The sequence below is a fragment of the Aeromonas sp. 600948 genome (genome assembly GCF_049174875.1).
Classification (GTDB): Bacteria; Pseudomonadota; Gammaproteobacteria; order Enterobacterales; family Aeromonadaceae; genus Aeromonas; species Aeromonas veronii_A.
Genome location: NZ_JAAKTY010000003.1, coordinates 225,750 through 244,391 on the forward strand (window position 1 = coordinate 225,750; position 18,642 = coordinate 244,391).

14 protein-coding genes are annotated in these 18,642 nt (G+C 60.6%); 7 read left to right on the forward strand and 7 right to left on the reverse strand.

Features of this window, described 5'->3' with window-relative positions; genetic code table 11:
- Window positions 1–70: 70 nt before the first annotated feature.
- Window positions 71–1,783: a methyl-accepting chemotaxis protein gene (locus tag G5182_RS04150; RefSeq protein WP_227340887.1), complete on the reverse strand. Its 1,713-nt coding sequence runs from the start codon at window positions 1,781–1,783 to the stop codon at window positions 71–73.
- A 224-nt stretch (window positions 1,784–2,007) separates the two neighbouring features.
- Window positions 2,008–3,858: an MOSC N-terminal beta barrel domain-containing protein gene (locus tag G5182_RS04155; protein ID WP_421254204.1), complete on the reverse strand. Its 1,851-nt coding sequence runs from the start codon at window positions 3,856–3,858 to the stop codon at window positions 2,008–2,010.
- A gap of 77 nt (window positions 3,859–3,935) precedes the next feature.
- Here G5182_RS04155 and G5182_RS04160 point away from each other — a divergent pair, with 77 nt between their 5' ends.
- The 6 genes from G5182_RS04160 to yciA all read left to right on the forward strand — a co-directional run bounded on the left by G5182_RS04160 (window position 3,936) and on the right by yciA (window position 12,482).
- Entirely contained in the window at window positions 3,936–4,688 is a 753-nt protein-coding gene (locus G5182_RS04160) for a substrate-binding periplasmic protein (protein ID WP_075115481.1), read from the forward strand.
- A gap of 176 nt (window positions 4,689–4,864) precedes the next feature.
- Window positions 4,865–6,508 carry an NAD(P)-binding protein gene (locus tag G5182_RS04165; protein WP_421254205.1) on the forward strand — a complete coding sequence of 548 codons (1,644 nt, stop codon included), beginning with the start codon at window positions 4,865–4,867 and terminating at the stop codon, window positions 6,506–6,508.
- On the forward strand, window positions 6,508–10,083 hold the full coding sequence (nifJ, locus tag G5182_RS04170; protein WP_421254206.1) for a pyruvate:ferredoxin (flavodoxin) oxidoreductase: 3,576 nt from the start codon (window positions 6,508–6,510) through the stop codon (window positions 10,081–10,083). Before G5182_RS04165 ends, nifJ begins: the two co-directional genes overlap by 1 nt.
- Before the next feature lie 241 nt (window positions 10,084–10,324).
- Window positions 10,325–10,975, forward strand: a complete 651-nt coding sequence (locus G5182_RS04175) for a hypothetical protein (protein WP_421252178.1) — start codon at window positions 10,325–10,327, stop codon at window positions 10,973–10,975.
- Window positions 10,976–11,199: 224 nt separating this feature from the next.
- The gene (locus tag G5182_RS04180; protein ID WP_421254207.1) at window positions 11,200–12,018 is read left to right on the forward strand and encodes an NAD-dependent epimerase/dehydratase family protein; all 819 of its coding nucleotides are present in this window, start codon (window positions 11,200–11,202) and stop codon (window positions 12,016–12,018) included.
- 59 nt (window positions 12,019–12,077) lie between these two features.
- Window positions 12,078–12,482, forward strand: a complete 405-nt coding sequence (gene yciA / locus G5182_RS04185) for an acyl-CoA thioester hydrolase YciA (protein WP_005337875.1) — start codon at window positions 12,078–12,080, stop codon at window positions 12,480–12,482.
- Here yciA and G5182_RS04190 read toward each other — a convergent pair whose 3' ends face one another.
- The gene (locus tag G5182_RS04190; protein WP_005344394.1) at window positions 12,483–12,707 is read right to left on the reverse strand and encodes a hypothetical protein; all 225 of its coding nucleotides are present in this window, start codon (window positions 12,705–12,707) and stop codon (window positions 12,483–12,485) included.
- Window positions 12,708–12,814: 107 nt separating this feature from the next.
- Here G5182_RS04190 and G5182_RS04195 point away from each other — a divergent pair, with 107 nt between their 5' ends.
- Window positions 12,815–13,660 (forward strand): endonuclease/exonuclease/phosphatase family protein, encoded by an 846-nt coding sequence (locus G5182_RS04195; protein ID WP_005337873.1) that lies wholly within the window; start codon window positions 12,815–12,817, stop codon window positions 13,658–13,660.
- A 125-nt stretch (window positions 13,661–13,785) separates the two neighbouring features.
- Here G5182_RS04195 and G5182_RS04200 read toward each other — a convergent pair whose 3' ends face one another.
- The 4 genes from G5182_RS04200 to G5182_RS04215 all read right to left on the reverse strand — a co-directional run bounded on the left by G5182_RS04200 (window position 13,786) and on the right by G5182_RS04215 (window position 18,642).
- Entirely contained in the window at window positions 13,786–14,082 is a 297-nt protein-coding gene (locus G5182_RS04200) for a GrxA family glutaredoxin (RefSeq protein ID WP_223849348.1), read from the reverse strand.
- A gap of 94 nt (window positions 14,083–14,176) precedes the next feature.
- Window positions 14,177–15,616: a D-alanyl-D-alanine carboxypeptidase/D-alanyl-D-alanine endopeptidase gene (dacB, locus tag G5182_RS04205; RefSeq protein ID WP_005350510.1), complete on the reverse strand. Its 1,440-nt coding sequence runs from the start codon at window positions 15,614–15,616 to the stop codon at window positions 14,177–14,179.
- Between the two features lie 112 nt (window positions 15,617–15,728).
- Entirely contained in the window at window positions 15,729–17,489 is a 1,761-nt protein-coding gene (locus G5182_RS04210; protein WP_421254208.1) for a DEAD/DEAH box helicase, read from the reverse strand.
- A gap of 115 nt (window positions 17,490–17,604) precedes the next feature.
- Window positions 17,605–18,642, reverse strand: a complete 1,038-nt coding sequence (locus G5182_RS04215) for an HlyD family secretion protein (protein ID WP_421221454.1) — start codon at window positions 18,640–18,642, stop codon at window positions 17,605–17,607.

Consider the following 18,642-nt stretch of genomic DNA (forward strand, 5'->3'; position numbering starts at 1 on the left):
TGAATGACAGGGGATAACCCCGAATAAAAAACGGCTGCCTTGGGGCAGCCGTTTTGTTTTGCAGCCTTCTTTAAAGCTTGAAGTGCCCCATCTCCTGGCGCAGCACCCGTGACAGCTGCTTGAGCTTGGCTGCCTCTTGGGACACGTGGCGGGCTGCGTCCCCCGATTGTTCCGAGAGGGAGGTGATGTTGCCGACGGTAGAGACCACCTCGTTGGCGGCGGTGGACTGCTCGCGCAGGGTGTGGCTGATCTCTCCCATCAGACCGGTGAGATTGGAGGCGTGGCTCTGGATGCTGGCGATTGCCTGCCCGGTCTGGTTGGCCAGTGTGACCCCGCGGGAGACGTTGTTGACCGTGTTCTCCATGCTGCGGATAGAGGCATCCGCCCCGCTCTGGATCTTGCTGATCATCCCGGTGATCTGCTGGGTCGAGGCCGCCGAGCGGCTGGCCAGATTGCGTACTTCGTCGGCAACCACCGCAAAGCCACGTCCCTGCTCACCGGCCCGCGCCGCCTCGATAGCCGCGTTGAGGGCCAGCAGGTTGGTCTGATCGGCGATGCCGCGGATCACGCCGATGATCTCCGAGATCTGCTGGGTATGGCTGTTGAGTTCTGCGATGGTGCTGGCTGCTTCACCGACCGTGGTGGAGATATTCTCGATGCTGCCAAGCGTCTCCTTGATGACCCCGGAGCCCTCCTCCAGCGTGTCGGCTGAGACCTTGCTGAGCTCGTCTGCATGGCTGGCATTGTCGGAGAGGTGGCTGATGCTCACCACCAGCTCTTCGATGGCGGCGGCCATGGTCTGGGTACTGGTTTGCTGATCGGTGGCGAACTGGGCGGTCTGCTCCGCTATCTGGGCGATGCTGTCGGCCGAATTGGACAACTCCTCGGTGGAGTGGGATACCTTGCCGATGATCCCCTTGAGGGTGCTCTGTGTGGTGCCAAGCAGGCCGATAAGACTCTCTTTCGAGCCTTGGGGCACCTTGATGGGGCGGGAGAAATCCCCTTCCGCCAGCAGATGGAGATCGGTCTTGAGCTGTTCGACCGAGGTGCCCACCAGATCGAGCAGGGAGCGATATGTGCGCCAGAGGAAGAACATCAATACCAGGCCCAGAGCGATAAAAAGGTAGCGCAGCATGTCGGTATTGGTGGTGGCACTCTCGACCGCCTCTTGGTTGCGCCCCTCCATCATCACGTAGAAATCGTCGATGGGTGACATGATGCGACCCTTGTTCTGGTGATAGGCCTTGTCATGCATCATGGCGATGGCCTTCTGCTGGTTGGCGGCCAGATCACCGTCCGTCTGCTGCACCAGTTTGAAGGCAGCCACCTCGGTGTTGACCAGTGCATCCGAGTTGTTCTTGGCCTCGTTGAGCTTGGCGAGTTCAGCATCGGTGAAACCGGCATCCTTCATCAGATCGATCAGGCCGCGGCGAACATTGCTGTCGGGGCGAGGATTCTGGCCGTTGGCCGCGACAAAATCCCAATAGATACGGTTGTAGCCATCCGGTCTCGGCTGTTCGCCGTTGCGAATGGCCAGGATCCGCATGTACTGCTGCTCGTAGGCTGGATCCTTGGTGATGACGTAGGTGCGACCGAGTCGGGTCAGGTCATCGGAGGATTGGCGCAGCTCGTCGGCCAGCAGGTAGGAGAGATATTGTTGTCGATAACTCTCTTCCAGTTGTTTACCCGCCCAGCTGTAGGCGAAAAACACCAGTGACAGCAGGATCAGGGTGATGACGGAGAGCAAGAGGTTGAGTTGAAAGGCGGGTTTGTTCTGTTCCATGGTTTGAGCGTCCTTATTCTCACCGGGTAACCCCCTTGGTCAGACGGCAAAGGCCGCTACGTCGGAGGGGTTTTGTTGTTATTGCTGTGAGTATAGAAGTCATCGTCGGCATGGTTGCGCAGGCGGGGCGAGAAAGAGACGAGAATGGAGGAACCGCGGGTCGACAGGGGGGAAAAGGTCGGCCAGGATCGGGGCCCAGCCAGCCTTTTCGTGGCTCGATCACCTTATTTGATGACGATGTCTGTGAGCGGTACGGCGCAGCAGGTGAGGATTTTGCCCTCTGCCCGCTCGGCGGCACTGATGGCGGGGGCGTCGGGGTGATCCACCTCGCCCGAGATCAGCGTCTGTTTGCAACTGCCGCAGATCCCGGCGCGGCAGCTCCAGGGCAGCTCTACGCCTTGCTTGTTGGCCTGATCCAGCACAGTGCCCTGATTGTTGCCGGTAAAGGCTTGGGCGCCGATACGCAGTTGTACCGCCTGATGGGGGCGGGCCACCGAGAGAATGGCGCCGCCAAAACTCTCCTGTTTGATCCGTGCGGCCGGAACGCCGAGGGCCGCTACTTTCGACGCCGCGTCGGCCATAAAACCGTGGGGGCCGCAGATAAAGACCTCTTTTTCGGCCAGCCCTTTGATCAGTTGCAGATGCTCATCATTGAGTCGCCCTTGCAGCCCCTGCCAGTGATTGTCCGGCTGGCTCAGGATCAGGGTGAGGGTCATCCCCTGCTGTGCCATGGCATGCAGTTCGCTGGCGGCGGGAATGTCCGCTTCGCTGCGGCACAGGTGCATAAAGTGAACCTCTTCCAGCTCCCCGCGTAGCGCCAGTGTGCGGGCTATCGCCAGCATGGGGGTGACGCCGGAGCCTGCGGAGAGCAACAGGAGGTTGCGCTCGGACCCTAAGTGAAACTCGCCAGCGGGGTTGGCGGCCAGCAGCCGATCACCCACCTGCAACTGCTGGTGCAGCCAGTGGGAGATGCGGCCACCCTCCACCTTTTTGACGCTGATGCCGTAACGCTCCGGGTGATCCGGTGTGGAGCTCAGGGTATAGCGCCGCTGGATCCTCTCGTTTTTGATATCGAGGCTGATGGGCAGATGCTGGCCCGGCAGGTAGTCGGGCAGGGGCTCGCCATCGGCGGCTTCGAACCAGAAGGTCTCCAGATCCCGCGCCAGCGGTTCGCGGGCCACGCAGACCAGCTCCCGCTTCTTCGGTGCGGCGGCGGGATAGACCACCGGACGGGTGCGCTCCAGCACCTCGATCTCGCTGCCTGCCTCAATCCATCCCTCGTTCAGGGCGATCAGGTTTTGGCCGAAGTAGACCTCGCCATCCTCGCCACGGCGGTAGCGGGTAAGGGTGGCCAGCGGCTCTTTCAGGGCGTTGAAACGATCGGTGCCCGCTTCCACCGTGGTCATGATGCAGCGGCTGCAGGGCTTGACCACCTTGAATTCCACCTCGCCGATGCGGATGCGCACCCAGCTGTCCTCCTCGAAGGGCTGGGTATTGCTTGCCACCAGATTGGTGCGGAACTGGCTCATCTGGTGCAGCGCATCGGAGCGCAGATTGAGATCCTCAAGGGAAGCCTGGCTTATCAGCAGCAGCGGATAACCGTCGGCAAAGCTGACCCGGGTGACGGTCTTCTCGCGAAAGCGATCAGAGGTTTCACCCAGCCAGAGCAGTTGCACCGTCTCCCCTGTCACCCGGCTTAGCCACCCATCGGCTTTGGGGTCGGTGTGCAGGGCGGTGAAACGGTCGCTCCAGACTCCGGTAGCTTGCGGGGCGCGGCTGAAGTCGACCTCTTGCAGGGTGAGGGGTTCAAAGCCCGGATAGCGCAGTTGCAAGCCTCCTTCGATGGGGGTGGCCACGACCTGTTGCAGCTGGGGATGGGTACGGGCGGTGATAAAGGTGCCGTCCGGTTTGACCACCATGTAGCGGCGATCCCCTGCCAGTCCCTCTTCGGTCACCCGGGCGCGAGCCAGCGGCATACCTGCAGTCGATTTGATGGGGTAGAGGTGAATGCTGTCTAGCCTGGGCATCTTCATATCCTTGTGACGCGGCGCGATCGCCTGGAAAAAGGGGAACATAACGGTTCCCCGGCGATCCGGCAATCCTTTCAAGGGGGCGGTCTATAGTTGGGAAAAGAGAACAAGAGGGCTTCGGGATGAAAATAAGCTGGTTGCTGGCGGGGAGCCTTTTTTGCCACGGGCTCTGGGCGCAGGAGCTGACCCTGACCACGGGAGAGTATCCCCCTTACTGCTCCGAGACGCTGAAATATCAGGGGCTAATCCCTCATGTGGTGAGCGAGGCATTCAAGAGTGAGGGGGTGAGCGTCAAGTTCCAGTTTCTGCCCTGGAAACGGGCCTTTCGCTTGTCGGAGGAGGGCGTAGTGGATGGCACAGTCCACTGGTATGAGTCGAGCGAGCGGCGCAAAACCCATCTCTACAGCGATCCCATCCTGAGCGAGACCTACGTCTGGTTCTATCTCAAGTCCGATCCGCTGGAATGGCGTGGCTATCAGGATCTGGCGGATCGCAAGCTGGCTGCGGTCAGTGGCTATACCTACAATGCAGATTTTTTTGCAGCCATCGCGCAGGTGCCGCTGCAGGTGCAGTTCGTTACCCGGCTGCGCCAGAGCTTTGATCTGCTGCTCTCCGGCCGCGCCGACCTGACCCTGGAGAACATAGATGTCGGCTACTACTCCCTGCGTCAGTTCTACCCGGCCAGCACGGTCGATCTCTTTGCAACCCATTCAAAACCCGTGATGAAAGTTGAAGGTCATCTGTTGATCAGCCGCAAGCGCGCCAACGCTGAAGAGCTGATCAAAACCTTCAATCGGGGGCTCGCCAAACTGAAAGCCAGCGGTCAGCTGGAGAAGATGTTACTTGAGTCACGTTCTGGTCTCTATGAACCATAAAGTGCAACATTTTTTGATCCTGATTCGCTAATCAGTACAAAAAAGCGGCCATTATCGACTCAGTTCCCAGTTTCTAACGCTTTCGCTTCTTCCCCATCCGGCCACCGTCCGCTTCGGCTACACGGTATCAAGCGCCATCGGGTGGGGCCTGTCACACAAAAAGAAGAAAGCAATGTATGAGCAAACAACTGGACATGACCCCATTGCCGGATCTCTCCCTGAAAACGGGAACAGGCCCGGTGCGTACCCGGCTACCCGTCTGGCGGCCGGCCCTGCCACCCTGCAATCACGCCTGCCCGGCCGGAGAAAATATCCAGGCCTGGCTCTCTTTGGCGCAGGCCGGCCGTTTTGAGGCGGCCTGGCAGACCCTGATCGAAGAGAACCCTTTGCCCGCCATTCATGGCCGGGTCTGCTACCACCCCTGCGAGAGCGCCTGCAACCGCGGTCAGGTGGATGAATCCGTCTCCATCCACGCCATCGAGCGTTTCCTCGGCGACGAGGCGCTGGCCCGTGGTTGGCAGCCTGCGCCACCTGCCCCTGCCAGCGGCAAGAAGGTGCTGGTCATTGGCGCTGGCCCCTCCGGTCTCTCCTGTGCCTGGCACCTCAACCGGCTCGGACATCAGGTGGAGATCCGCGAAGCGGGGCCGCTTGCCGGCGGCATGCTGCGCTTTGGCATTCCCGCCTACCGTCTGCCCCGCGATGTGCTGGATCGGGAGGTAGCCCGTATCGTGGCGGCCGGAGTGACGCTGACCCTCAACCACAAGGTGGAGGATGTGCTGCGCGAGCGTGACGAGGGGGGCTTTGATGCCGTCTTTATGGCCATCGGCGCCCATCTGGCCAAGCGGGTCGATATTCCGGCCCGGGAAGCGGGCAAGATCCTCGATGCGGTGAGCTTCCTCGAACAAGCCAGTCTGGCCGAAGAGCAGGGCTTGCCGCCACCCAAACTGGGACGGCGGGTGGCCATCTACGGTGGCGGCAATACCGCCATGGATGCGGCCCGTACCGCCCGCCGTTTGGGCGTTGAAGAGGCAATGATCATCTACCGCCGCGACCGGGACCATATGCCGGCCCACGCCTTTGAAGCCGACGAGGCCGAGGAGGAGGGGATCAAGATCAACTGGCTGCGCAGCATCCGCCAGCTCGATAGCACCAATATCGAAGTGGAGGTGATGGCGTTGGATGCTGAGGGCAAGCCGGTACCCACCGGCAAGTTTGAAACCCTCGAAGCGGACTCCCTCATTCTGGCGCTCGGTCAGGAGGTCGACCTTTCGGTGCTGGAGAGCATTCCCGGCGTACGGGTCAACAAGGAGGGAGTGGTACAGGTTGGCGAGAACCTGATGACGGACGTGCCGGGCCTGTTTGCTGGTGGCGACATGGTGCCCTCCGAGCGCACCGTCACCATTGCCACCGGTCACGGCAAGAAGGCGGCACGCCATATGGATGCCTGGCTGCGCGGTCGCCACTACCACAAACCGCTCTCCTACCCGCTGGTGGGGCCGGAGCAGTTGCAACTCTGGTTCCAGACCCACGCGCCCGCCAGCAGTCAGCCGGTCAAACCGGCGTGGGCGCGGGATGACTTTGGCGAGATCATCGGCGGGCTGGATGAGGTGGCCGCCCGCTACGAGGCGGCGCGCTGCTACTCCTGCGGCAACTGCTTCGAGTGCGACGGCTGCTATGGCAGTTGCCCCGAACAGGCCATCGCCAAGCTGGGGCCGGGCAAAGGCTATCAGGTGGATGCCGAGCGCTGCACCGGCTGCGGTGCCTGCCATGACCAGTGCCCTTGTCACGCCATCGAGCTGTGCCAACCGGAGGAGTCCTAATGAAACATGAACTGATCATGGTCGACGGCAACGAAGCCGCGGCCCGGGTGGCGTACCAGCTGAGTGAAGTGTGTGCCATCTACCCCATTACCCCGAGCTCGACCATGGCCGAACTGGCCGATGCCTGGGCGGCGGAGGGGCAGACCAACCTCTGGGGCAACATCCCCACAGTGGTGGAGATGCAGAGTGAAGGAGGGGCGGCCGGTACGGTACACGGCGCCCTGCAGGCGGGGGCGCTCGCCACCACCTTCACTGCCAGTCAGGGGCTGATGTTGATGCTGCCCAACATGTACAAGATCGCAGGTGAATTGACCTCGGCGGTGTTCCATGTGGCGGCCCGCTCGCTGGCGGCGCAGGGGCTGTCGATTTTTGGCGACCATCAGGATGTGATGGCGGCGCGCAGCACTGGCTTTGCCATGCTCGCCTCCGGCTCGGTGCAGGAGGCGCAGGACCTGGCCTTGGTTGCCCACAGCGTCACCTTGCAATGCCGGGTGCCCTTTATCCACTTCTTCGACGGTTTCCGTACCTCCCACGAGGTGAACAAGATAGTCGCGTTGCATAAAGATGAGATCCGGGCCCTTATCGACAACGACTGGGTACGCGCCCACCGTGCCCGGGCCCTCAACCCGGATCATCCGGTGATGCGCGGCACCGCCCAGAACCCGGATACCTATTTCCAGTCCCGCGAGAGCGTCAACCCCTTCTACGAGGCGGTACCGGCGAGGGTGCAGCAGTGCATGGACAACTTGGGCGAGCTGACCGGCCGCCACTATCGGCTGGTGGAGTATCACGGCGCGCCCGATGCCACCGACGTCATCGTGCTGATGGGCTCGGGAGCGGCCACCGCCCGCACTACCGTGGATTGGCTCAACCGGCAGGATCGCAAGACCGGGGTACTGGTCATTCGCCTCTATCGCCCCTTCCCGGTACAGGCGCTGCTCGATGCGCTGCCCGCGAGCGTTCGCCGCATCGCAGTGCTGGATCGTACCAAGGAGCCGGGGGCGGGCGGTGAGCCGCTGCTGCTGGATGTACAGAGCGCGCTGATCGACGGCTTGCAGCGCGGCCTTATCAAGCGGTTGCCGTGGCTCAGTGGCGGTCGCTACGGCCTCTCTTCCAAAGAGTTCACCCCCGCCATGTGCGCGGCTGTGTTCGAGGAGCTGGCATCCGATGTGCCGCGCCCGCGCTTTACCGTGGGGATCGTCGATGATGTGTCGGGCCTCAGTCTGGCCTGGCACCCCATCGGTGATCTTGAGCCCGCCAGTCGGGTGCGGGCGCTCTTTTTCGGCCTCGGTGCCGACGGCACCGTGGGCGCCAACAAGAACAGCATCAAGATCATCGGTGAGCTGGAGGGGTTCCACGCCCAGGGCTACTTCGTCTACGACTCCAAGAAGTCGGGCTCGCGCACCGTCTCCCACCTGCGCTTTGGCCCCGAGCCCATCGACGCCCCCTGGCTTATCGAGCAGGCGAGCTTTATCGGTTGCCACCAGTGGGGCTTTGTCGAGTCGGTGGATCTGCTGGAACATGCCGCGGAAGGGGCGACCCTGCTGCTTAATGCCCCCCATGAGGCGGACAAGGTGTGGGACCAGCTGCCCGAGCGGCTGCGTGCCCGTATTCGCGCTCTCGATATTCGCCTCTACTGCATCGACGGCGATCGGGTGGCCGAGCGCAACGGCATGGGCAATCGCATCAACACCATTATGCAGACCTGCTTCTTCGCGTTGGCTGGCATCTTGCCGCGGGATGAGGCGATTGCGCTGATCAAGGAGAGCATCGAGAAGAGCTATGCCCGCAAGGGGCCCGAGGTGGTCGAGCGCAACTTCGCGGCGGTGGATGACACCCTGGCTCATCTGCACCGGGTGGCCATCCCGGCCGGTGAGGAGCAGATCAGCGACTATCCGTTGCCATTGGCTCCCGGCGGCAGCGAGTTTGTCCAGCGGGTCACTGGCGAGATGCTGGCGGGGCGCGGCGATCTGATCCCCGTCTCCATGCTGCCGGTGGATGGCACTTACCCCACCGCCACCAGCCGCTTCGAGAAGCGGGATATCGCCCGGGAGATCCCAGTCTGGCACTCGGATATCTGCATCCAGTGTGGCAACTGCGTCTTTGTCTGCCCCCACGCGGCGCTGCGGGCCAAGTTCTACCATCAGGACTGGCTGGCGACCGCCCCCGAGGCCGCTCAGTCGGTGCCCGTCACCGCCAAGGGCTTCCCCGACAGCCGCTACACCTTGCAGCTCTATCCGGAAGATTGCACCGGCTGCGGTCAGTGTGTGCAGGCTTGTCCGGTGCGGGCTGAGGCCGATGAGGAACACGAGGGCGAGCGCGCCATCACCATGATGGACAAGGCCCCGCATCTGGCTGGCCAGAAGCAGGCGCTGCGCTGGTTCGAAAGCCTGCCGTGGCCTGCCCGCGAGCGGGTGGACTTCTCCACGGTGCGCGGCACCCAGTTCCTCGAACCCCTGTTCGAGTTCTCCGGCGCCTGCGCCGGCTGTGGCGAGACCCCCTATCTCAAGCTGCTGACCCAGCTGTTTGGCGATCGCATGCTGGTAGCCAACGCCACCGGTTGCTCCTCTATCTACGGCGGCAACTTGCCGACTACGCCGTGGGCCAAGAATGGCGAAGGGAAGGGGCCGGCCTGGTCGAACTCCCTGTTCGAGGACAACGCCGAGTTTGGCTTTGGTTTTCGTCTCACCGCCGATCAGCATCACGGTCAGGCGGTGGCGGCCCTCGAAGCGATGAAGGGGGAGCTGGGGGAGGCGCTGGTCGAGTCGCTTATCAACGCTCCGCAGCGGCTGGAGTCGGAGATCCGCGCCCAGCGCACCCGGGTCGCACAAGTGCGCGAGCGGCTGGAAGAGGTGAAATCCGGCAAGGCCCGCGAGCTGCTGTCGCTTATCGATCAGCTGGTGCGCCGTTCGGTCTGGATCATCGGCGGCGATGGCTGGGCCTATGACATCGGCTCGGCGGGGCTCGATCACGTGCTCGCCTCCGGCCGCGATGTGAACGTGCTGGTGATGGATACCGAGGTCTACTCCAACACCGGCGGCCAGATGTCGAAATCGACGCCGCTCGGCGCCGTCGCCAAGTTCGCGGCGGGAGGCAAGACGCTGGCCAAGAAGGATGTAGCGTTGCAGGCCATCTCCTACGGCAACGTCTATGTTGCCCGCATCGCCTTTGGTGCCAACCCGCAGCAGGCGCTGCAAGCCTTGCGTGAGGCTGAGGCCTATCCGGGCCCGTCGCTGATCATTGCCTACAGCCACTGTATCGCCCACGGCATCGATATGGAGTTTGGCCTGACCCAGCAAAAACGAGCCGTGGCCTCCGGTCACTGGCCGCTGATGCGCTACAACCCGGTACTGCGACAAGCGGGGCAGAACCCCTTCAGCCTCGACAGCCTGCGCCCCTCCATTCCCCTTGCTGAATACCGGCAGGAGGAGACCCGTTATCGGGTGCTGGCCCAGAGCCACCCGGAGGAGGCGCAGCGGCTGATGCAGGTAGCGCAAAAAGTGGCGTGGCAGAAGTGGGCCACCTACGAGGAGATGGCCACCCGCGAAGCCAGTCATTTCCATCCGCCGGTGTGATGATAGGGTGAGTAAAATACAACCAAGCGGGCCAATGGCCCGCTTTTTATACCGGGCGACAATTGGATGTCACTACTCACTATCTGATAGCAACTACAGGCGTAGCCGTGGTGATATCATGAAAACCAAAGTGATGTGTTGATATGTTAGGATAAGCTGGACAGGATATATGACATATTATGTGATATATGAACAGTTTTCGTATATTGAATAGTCCGCTTTGCTTTATTTTGGAGGCAGTTTGAGATTTTTAAGTTACACGATGGTGTTTTTATTAGGAGTAATCATAGATGCTCCTGATTATCAATTTTTAATAAAGGAAGTAAAATGGACTGATGTTATTACTACGTTCGCCACCGTTGTGGCGACAATTATCGTATATAGGACTTATTCAAGATGGCTAGACTCAAAGAAAAGAGAAGATGCCTATCAGACTTCAAAGGATTATATATCCTGTTTGGTGGACATATCAGAGTCGCTTTATGAACTAATGTCCCCTTTTGAACAATGTGTCCCACAAGCTGGCTGCATACCAATTAATCGTGAGCAGAGTGATTCATTGCTAGCTGGTCGTAACGAAGCTCGTCATAAACTGATGGCAAAGGCTAATAAGTTGGCAAGGACAAAATCAGAGTTGAGCTTTTGGGGGGTAAGCCTAGTTCCGGAATTCGAAAAAAACCATGAGAGCATATTGAAAGAAGTATCTAATGCTTTTGTTGTCGCGGGGGCACTTCAAAGCCAAGTATATTGGTATTACAACGTTGATAAGAGTAAGCAAGCTAGTATGTTTGACGAGTTCTCCAAGTTAAAAGTCAGAGTGTTAAATACTCAAAAGTTTTTAGATTTGAGATATAGACGAAAGTACGCAGGCTTTTTTGTTCACCCAAAATAGAACGGACTATGTAGAAATAATGTTTTTTTGGTGAAAAATATATTGGGTGGTCGGTATTAGAAAAATGTGTAGATAAGAAGGAACGTTAGACAAGGAATGCCTCCAAAGCACGACACAATATACCGCCACTTTGGCATAATCCTCCTATCTACAGCATCAGGCTTCCTTTTCCTACCAAGGCAGGTAAGCTGCGGGGCAAATAGCGTCAAGCAGGAGAAGGGACAATGACAGAACAACATTTCGCCGGGACGATCGGCATTCTGGGGGCGGGGTGGCTCGGGTTGCCGCTGGCGCGGGCTCTGCTGGCGGCAGGCAAGCAGGTCGCGGTGACGGTCAGCAGCGCCGAGAAGGCGGTACGTCTGCGGGGGGAGGGGATCGCTGCCCATCCGCTGACGATTTCTGCCCATATGTCGGATGCGTGGCCCATCCCCTGCGAGAGTCTGGTGATCTGCGTACCGCCCAGCAAGACCGATGACTATCCGCAGGCGGTGGCAAGGGCCTGTGCGTTGGCCAAAGCGAGTGGCACCCGGCGGGTGCTGTTTGTCAGCGCCACCTCGGTATGGGGCGCAGGACAGCAGGAGGGGGAAGAGCCCAAACCCCGCCATGCCCGTGGCGAGCGGATGCTGGCGGCGGAGCAGGCGGTGCTGGCGGCCGGTTTCGAGGCGGTGATGATAGTGCGTCCCTCCGGCCTTTATGGCCCGGATCGTCATCCCGGCCGTTTCCTGGCGGGCAAGACTCTCGATGGCGGCGCCCAGTCGGTCAATCTGGTTCATCTGGACGATGTGGTAGCGGCTTGCATGCTGCTGCTGGAGCGGGGCAAGGACGGGGATGTTTTCAACCTGAGCGCGCCGGTGCATCCGCGCCGCGAGCAGTTCTACCCCTTTGCGGCGCGCCAGCAGGGGCTGCCCGCACCTGTCTTTATCGAGCCCGCCGGTGAATTTCAGCCCATCGACGGTCAGCTGATTTGCCAGCAGATGGGATTCAACTATCGCTGGCCCGATCCGGCCCACTGGTTTGCCGAGCTCGCCGCCTCGGGCAATTGAGGTTTGCCAAGGGGGTGATCGCCCCCTATCATGCCGCCATCCATGAGAGAGAGGCGGTAATGATGGTAGATACAAAACGTCACCCCGATGGGGAGTTGTTGCTGAGAACCCTGGCAATGCCAGCCGATACCAACCCCAATGGCGACATCTTTGGTGGCTGGATCATGTCCCAGATGGATATAGGTGGGGGCATTATGGCCAAGGAGCTGGCAAAAGGACGTATTTGTACCGTATCCGTCGAAGGCATGACCTTTCACAGTCCGGTCAAGGTGGGCGATGTGGTCTGCTGCTACGGCCGCTGCATGAAGATCGGCCGTAGCTCCATGAAGCTCAAGCTGGAGGTGTGGGTCAAGCCGGTACTGCGGGAAAACGACGCCCAGCGCTACTGTGTGACCGAGGGGATCTTCACCTATGTCGCCATCGACGAGCAGGGCAAATCCCGCCCGGTTCCGGTGAGTGCCTGATTAAATCAGCCGGGCATTGATGATGGATATTTCCTGCTCAAGCCCGGTTTTTTGCCGTATCATGCGTTCCAGCATCTCTTCCGAGCCCACATATTGCAGGGTGTCGAACAGGCAGAGATCGCATTGAGGGTCCCGTCTTATCTGATAGACGGTGGACAGCTCCACTTGATGACAATTTCCTTGTTGATCATAAAACGTCACGTTGTACCGAAGTTCTTTCGCCATGAGACAAGGTCCTTCTGGTTGGGTGGAACAGGGACTATCAGCTTAGTCGGCGTGGATGACGTTTGTGATGGTCGCAACAAAAAGCAAAGGCGGGCGGTTGTTAGCCAATGAAAAATAGTTATCGCATTCTTGGCACCTCCCTGCTGACCCTGGGGTTGGTAGGCTGTTTTGAGGTGCCGGATCAGAACCATCTGGTCACAGCTCAAGGGATTGTGCCGGGACTCGACTGCCAGCGTCCGCCGCTGGTGGCGCTGGCGACCACGGCGCTGCCCCGTGAATTCGGGGTGACGGTGTGGAATCTCTACAAGGGCCAGCGCAAAAACTGGCGTGAAGGGATGGACAGTTATGCCAAGGGGCAGGATCTGGTGCTGCTGCAAGAGTCGGCCACCCGTCCCGATATGCTCGACTGGCTGCGCGCCGGTGATTTCCAGTGGCAACAGCTGCAAGCCTTCACCCAGGGCGGCGTGTCGTTCGGGGTAATGACGGTGGCCAAGACCCCGCAGGCGTTCGTCTGTGGTGTGCGCTCCCCCGAGCCTTTGCTGCGCATCCCCAAATCCGGGCTGGTGAGCCTCTATCCGCTGCAGGGCGATCCTGATGGCGTGATGGTCATCAATATCCATGCGGTCAACTTCGAACTGGGGATGGCTACCTTCCGCGAGCAGCTTAACGACTTGACTGCGCTGGTGCGCCGCCATCAGGGGCCGGTGATCCTGGCCGGTGATTTCAACACCTGGAGCGACAAGCGCCAGTTCTGGCTAAACAAGCTGGTGGACGAGCTGGGTCTGCAAGAGGCCGTGCCGGTGCCTGACTTGCGCCGTACCGCCTTTGGCCGCCCGCTGGATCACCTCTATTACCGCAATCTGGACCTGGTTGAGGTGAGCTCACCGGCCACCGACAGCTCGGATCACAACCCCATCATTGCGCGCTTTGCTGCCCAGTCTGTGACTCCCTGACCCCAGTCTGTGACATCCTGACAAGGGATGGTGCGAGTTCCGCTCATAAAAAAAACCGGCGCCTGATGGCGCCGGATTTTTTTATACGCTCTGGCGGTCAACCCGCTCGGGATGACCCGCAGGCATTACTGGTAGAGACCCAGATTCGCTTTGGCGTAGGCTTCGAAATCGGTGCAGCCACCGATGTGCTGCTCGTCCAGGAAGATCTGCGGCACGGTATTGACCGGCTTGCCGGCGCTCTTGGCCAGATCTTCTTTGGTGATCCCTTCTGCGTGGATATCCACGTAGCGGAATTTGAAGTCATCGCGCTGTTCGGTCAGCTGCTCGGCGATCTGTACGGCACGGACACAGTAGGGGCAACCCGGGCGACCAAAAATCACTGCAAACATATTTTCTCTCCGTTTCTTAAGCCGTTTATGTATGGCCGTTGATATGAGGCAGGCAACAGCATAGCCCTGCCTCGTAGCGACTTGAAGCTGAAATTATCGATACCCTGATTCGAGTGGGCCTATTGGCTCAGCTCTCATCGGCGATCTGGATCGGCTGCTGCTGATAGATGCTCTCCAGCACCCCCTTCTCGAACACAGTCCAGGGCCACGGCGCCTTGCTGGCACGGTAGCGCTCATGGGTGGCCGGATCTTGGGACAGGCCGCGCTGGAACATCACGAACGCCTTGCGCTGGCCGCCTGCCGTATCGATAAAGCCCACCAGATTGGAGGTGCCGGTGATGGTGCCGGTCTTGGCGTGGACCTTGTTCTTCATCATGGGGGCGGTGACGCTGCGCCGCCACGCCAGGGTGCCATCCACCTGGGAGCTTGGCAGCAGCTTGATCAGACCAAGCTCGGCATCATTTTTCTGGATGAAGTTCAGCACCGACATCATCTGACGGGCGCTGATGAGATTGTGAGCGGAGAGACCGGAGCCGTCAGCCAGGGTGGCATTGCCCAGATCGATGCCGTTCTTGGTCAGGATGGCGCGCACTGCCATGGTGCCGCTGCGATAGCTGCCCGGCTTGTTGTAGTAGTGACGACCCACGGTTTTGAGGAAGGTATCGGCGTAGAGGTTGTCCGATTTCTTCAGCATCTTGGCGAGCATCACCGGCAGGGAGACCGAGTAGTGGGTGCCCAGCGTCTCTGCCCCTTCAGGGGCCTTGTGGGTGACCCGCAGCAGGCCATCATGCTTGATACCGGCACGGTTCATCGCCCAGCGGATGTTGTCCCAGCCCCAGGCTTCCACGTCGTGAATGGCGAAACGCAGTCCCTGCGGCTCCTTGTTCGGGGTGATGCAGCCCTTGAGCTCGTAGAAGTTGCCCTTAGCCATGTCCACTTCCAGTGCGCAGAACTGGCGCGCCATGTCGCCATAGCTCATCACCTCCACGTTGTCGGCACCGATGCCGATGGGCACGCCGGTAGCTACATTGCCCACCGCCGGTTTGCCAATCTGGGTGGCAGTGATGGTGCCGTAGGCGCAGTTCTTGTCGATGATGACCGAGGAGACGGGCGCTGCGAAGCAGAGGGTCTGATCTCCCCACGACCAGCCGTTGCCGCGCTCATAGCCGTTGTAGGCGCCGGTGTTGACGTAGACATTGCCCTTGATGCTGGTGACGCCGAGCTGTTTGAACAGGGCCAGCAGATCCATGCGGGAGAGGGTGGGGTCGCCGACGAAGTTGATCCAGATATCGCCGTTGATGGTGTCACCCTGTTTGGCGCCCGGCTGGGCCTGAATGTCGGTGGCGAAGCGGAAATCGGCACCCAGCTCGAGGCGGGCCGCCAGCGCGGTGAGCACCTTCATGGTGGAGGCGGGGGCGATCATCTGATCCGCATGGCGGGCGAACTCGACGCCGTTATTGCCCTGCACCATGATGGCGTACTGGCCACCCTGAGGGGGCGTCAGCGGGGCGGCATGAGCCGCCAGAGAAGAAAAGAGAGCACAAAAACCAATCAACAGCCGCTGCATAACATCCTCTAACGTGACGAAGGGCCCGGCAGTGGTGCCGACCCTGATAATTCAACCCGCCGATGCGGGATCGACGGGATAACGCAATTCATGCCATGTATGCCGGTCGCCATCATGTCATCGAGTTGGCGGTACGATAGCGACCCTCATAATCAAAAATTTTCTCTTTTATCTGCCAGAAGCGACCCGATTTGCGGGCGATGACAAAATCCGGATGACGGAACTGGCTTTGCGCGGCCAGCACGCTCGCCAGGGTGGCAAATTCGGGCTCCAGCCCCGGGGCGGGCCAATGATGACGCACAAAGTGCTGTTGAAACAAGCGCCGTGCGCCCGGGGAGTGAAATCCGAAGTATTCACTGAGGGTCAATCCATCCTCATCGTGGTAGGTCACCTCCAGCCGCTCCCCCTGTTTGCCGCGCCCTGCTGTGAGGGTTAGCCCCGCACAGCGGATCACCATACAATCCTTGAGATTGAGCGCCTCTTTGAGCTTGTCGTCAGGGTCCACCAGCAGCTGATCGCAGCTCTGGCAGCGGCGGGCGGCGATGTCGTTCTCCGCGCCACAGCCGGGGCAGATCTTGGCGCGAAAGCGGTAGTCGCACTCTTCACGGTTGCCCTCGTCATCTTCAAACAGCCCCTGACAGCGGCGTCCGTAGTGCTCGATCACCTTGCCATCCTCGTCGGTCTTGCCCCAGAAGGTGTTGGCAAAACCGCAGGCGGGGCAGGGTACTTGTACCGGCTCGGTACCGGCGTGGGGGCGAGGCTCCCCCACTTCGGGGGCGAACAGGTTGAAGTTGTTGCCCGCATAGTCGAGCACCAGACAATCGCTCTTGCCCGGCGAGAGGCGCAGGCCCCGCCCCACGATCTGCTGGTAGAGGGAGACCGACTCAGTGGGCCTGAGCATCACGATAAGATCGACATGGGGGGCGTCGAAGCCGGTGGTGAGTACCGCCACGTTGACCAGAAACTTGAGCTCCCGCGCCTTGAAGGCGCTGATAAGGGCATCGCGCTCCGGCCCCGGCGTCTCGCCGGTGATAAGGGCTGCCTGCTGGCCTCGGGCGCCCAGCAGACCGTGAATTTCGCGGGCATGCGCGACGGTGGCGGCGAAGATCATCACCCCCTGCCGGTCGGCGGCATACTCCAGCACCTGACTCAGGATATGGGGGGTGACCCGCTGCTGGCGCTTGAGCTCTCCGTTGAGATCTGCCTCGCTAAAGAGGCCGTTCTCCCGTGCCACCAGCTTGCTGAAGTCGTAGTGGACGATGGGGGCATCCACCATGCGCGGCGGAGTGAGGTAGCCGTTTTTCACCATAAAACGCAAGGGCAGCTCGAACACGCAGTCGCCAAACAGCCGCTCGCCGTGGCTCTTGACCATGCCGTGGTAGTGGCGCCGGTAGATCCAGCCCAGCCCGAGCCGATAGGGGGTGGCGGTGAGGCCGAGGATCTTGAGGGCGGGATTGGCGGCCTTGAGGTGGCCTAACACCTGATGGTACTGGCTGTCGTCATCGAGCGAGACCCGATGGCACTCATCGATGATCAGCAGCGAAAACGCCCCGTCGAAGGCCGCCAGATTGCGGGCGACCGACTGCACCGAGCCGAACACCACCTGGGCGCTCGCCTCCTTGCGATCCAGGCCGGCAGCGAAAATATCGGCCTTGAGCCCCCACGCCTCGTATTTAGCGTGGTTCTGCTCCACCAGCTCCTTGACGTGGGCCAGCACCAGCACCCGACCGCGCGCTTTGCGGGCCAGCTCGGCGATCACCAGACTCTTGCCGGCCCCGGTGGGCAGCACCACTACGGCGGGATCCGGGTGTTTGCGAAAGTGGCTGATCACGGCGTTGACGGCGTCGGTCTGATAGGGTCTGAGAACGAACATGCAGGCTTGGGTATGTCGATGTGGGGTGGTGCAAGATGGCGCCATTATAGGGTGCTTGCCGTCACAAAAACAGCGGGCCGGCATGATGCCGGCCCGCAGGGTGCTTGGGTGCTGATCAATGGAACGGGAAGATGTAGTTCATCCAGCTTGCCATGCGCAGCAGCACTTTGCGCATCACAGATACATGGTGGAAGTAGTGGGTATAGATGGCAGCCTGCCCGCTGGCACCGGCAATCATCTGATACTTGGCCCATTCGGGGTCGGTGATGGAGATAACCACCGGCAGGCGACCCGGACGCACCGCCGTGGTCTGATCCAGCAGACCGGCGTTGGCCTGCACGTTACCGGCGGCAATGGCCGGAACCACGGCTGTCACCTTGCCTTTGAAGATCTTGCCGGGTACGCCATCGATCACCACTTCGGCCTCATCGCCCACCGCCAGTCTCTGCATGCTGTTCTGCCAGAACCAGCCGACGTAGGCGGTGTCATCCTTGTGGATGAAGGTCATCACCGGACGATACATGAAGGGGGTGGCGATCATGCCGGGGCGTAGGGCCAATTGCACCACATGACCATCGCTCGGGGCATAGACCACGGTTTGTGACTGCTGGTACTTGGCTTCCATCAGCTGGGCCTGCAGATCGTTCAGGGTGGCTTTCTGCTGGTCAATCTGGGCCACGATGTCGTCCACGTTGGCCTGGGTGACGTCGAGGTCGCGCTGCTTGCCCACGCCACGGCGCATCAGGTCGCTGGCGCGATCCCGATCCAGCCTGGCGGAGCGCAGTCTCGCCTCGATGGACTTGAGGTGTTCGCGGTTGGATTCGACCCGTGCGGTGAGGCTCTCCACTTTCAGGCGGAACGGCTCGTCATCGATGCGAAACAGCACATCCCCTTTTTTCACCGGCTGGTTGGCCTGTACCGGCACCTCAACCACCCGGCCCTTGACCAGCGGCACTATGGGGGTGGAGACGTAGTAGTTGCGCGCCATCTCGGAGTAGGGGTGGTTGTAGTTCATCAGCATGATCAGGGTGCCGATGAGCAGCACGCCACCCAATGCTGCGGTGGGGACGGTCCACTTGTTGAGCGGGATGCGGAAGATTTTGAATATGGCGACACACAGCGCCGTGTAGGTCAGGATCAGTAGCAGGTCCAT

Excerpts from the sequence above, each read along its gene's own strand:
- G5182_RS04150 (WP_227340887.1), bottom strand. The coding sequence starts at position 1,783 with ATGGAACAGAACAAACCCGCCTTTCAACTCAACCTCTTGCTCTCCGTC.
- G5182_RS04155 (WP_421254204.1), bottom strand. The coding sequence starts at position 3,858 with ATGTTCCCCTTTTTCCAGGCGATCGCGCCGCGTCACAAGGATATGAAG.
- G5182_RS04160 (WP_075115481.1), top strand. The coding sequence starts at position 3,936 with ATGAAAATAAGCTGGTTGCTGGCGGGGAGCCTTTTTTGCCACGGGCTC.
- G5182_RS04165 (WP_421254205.1), top strand. The coding sequence starts at position 4,865 with ATGAGCAAACAACTGGACATGACCCCATTGCCGGATCTCTCCCTGAAA.
- nifJ (WP_421254206.1), top strand. The coding sequence starts at position 6,508 with ATGAAACATGAACTGATCATGGTCGACGGCAACGAAGCCGCGGCCCGG.
- G5182_RS04180 (WP_421254207.1), top strand. The coding sequence starts at position 11,200 with ATGACAGAACAACATTTCGCCGGGACGATCGGCATTCTGGGGGCGGGG.
- yciA (WP_005337875.1), top strand. The coding sequence starts at position 12,078 with ATGATGGTAGATACAAAACGTCACCCCGATGGGGAGTTGTTGCTGAGA.
- G5182_RS04190 (WP_005344394.1), bottom strand. The coding sequence starts at position 12,707 with ATGGCGAAAGAACTTCGGTACAACGTGACGTTTTATGATCAACAAGGA.
- G5182_RS04195 (WP_005337873.1), top strand. The coding sequence starts at position 12,815 with ATGAAAAATAGTTATCGCATTCTTGGCACCTCCCTGCTGACCCTGGGG.
- dacB (WP_005350510.1), bottom strand. The coding sequence starts at position 15,616 with ATGCAGCGGCTGTTGATTGGTTTTTGTGCTCTCTTTTCTTCTCTGGCG.
- G5182_RS04210 (WP_421254208.1), bottom strand. The coding sequence starts at position 17,489 with ATGTTCGTTCTCAGACCCTATCAGACCGACGCCGTCAACGCCGTGATC.
- G5182_RS04215 (WP_421221454.1), bottom strand. The coding sequence starts at position 18,642 with ATGGACCTGCTACTGATCCTGACCTACACGGCGCTGTGTGTCGCCATA.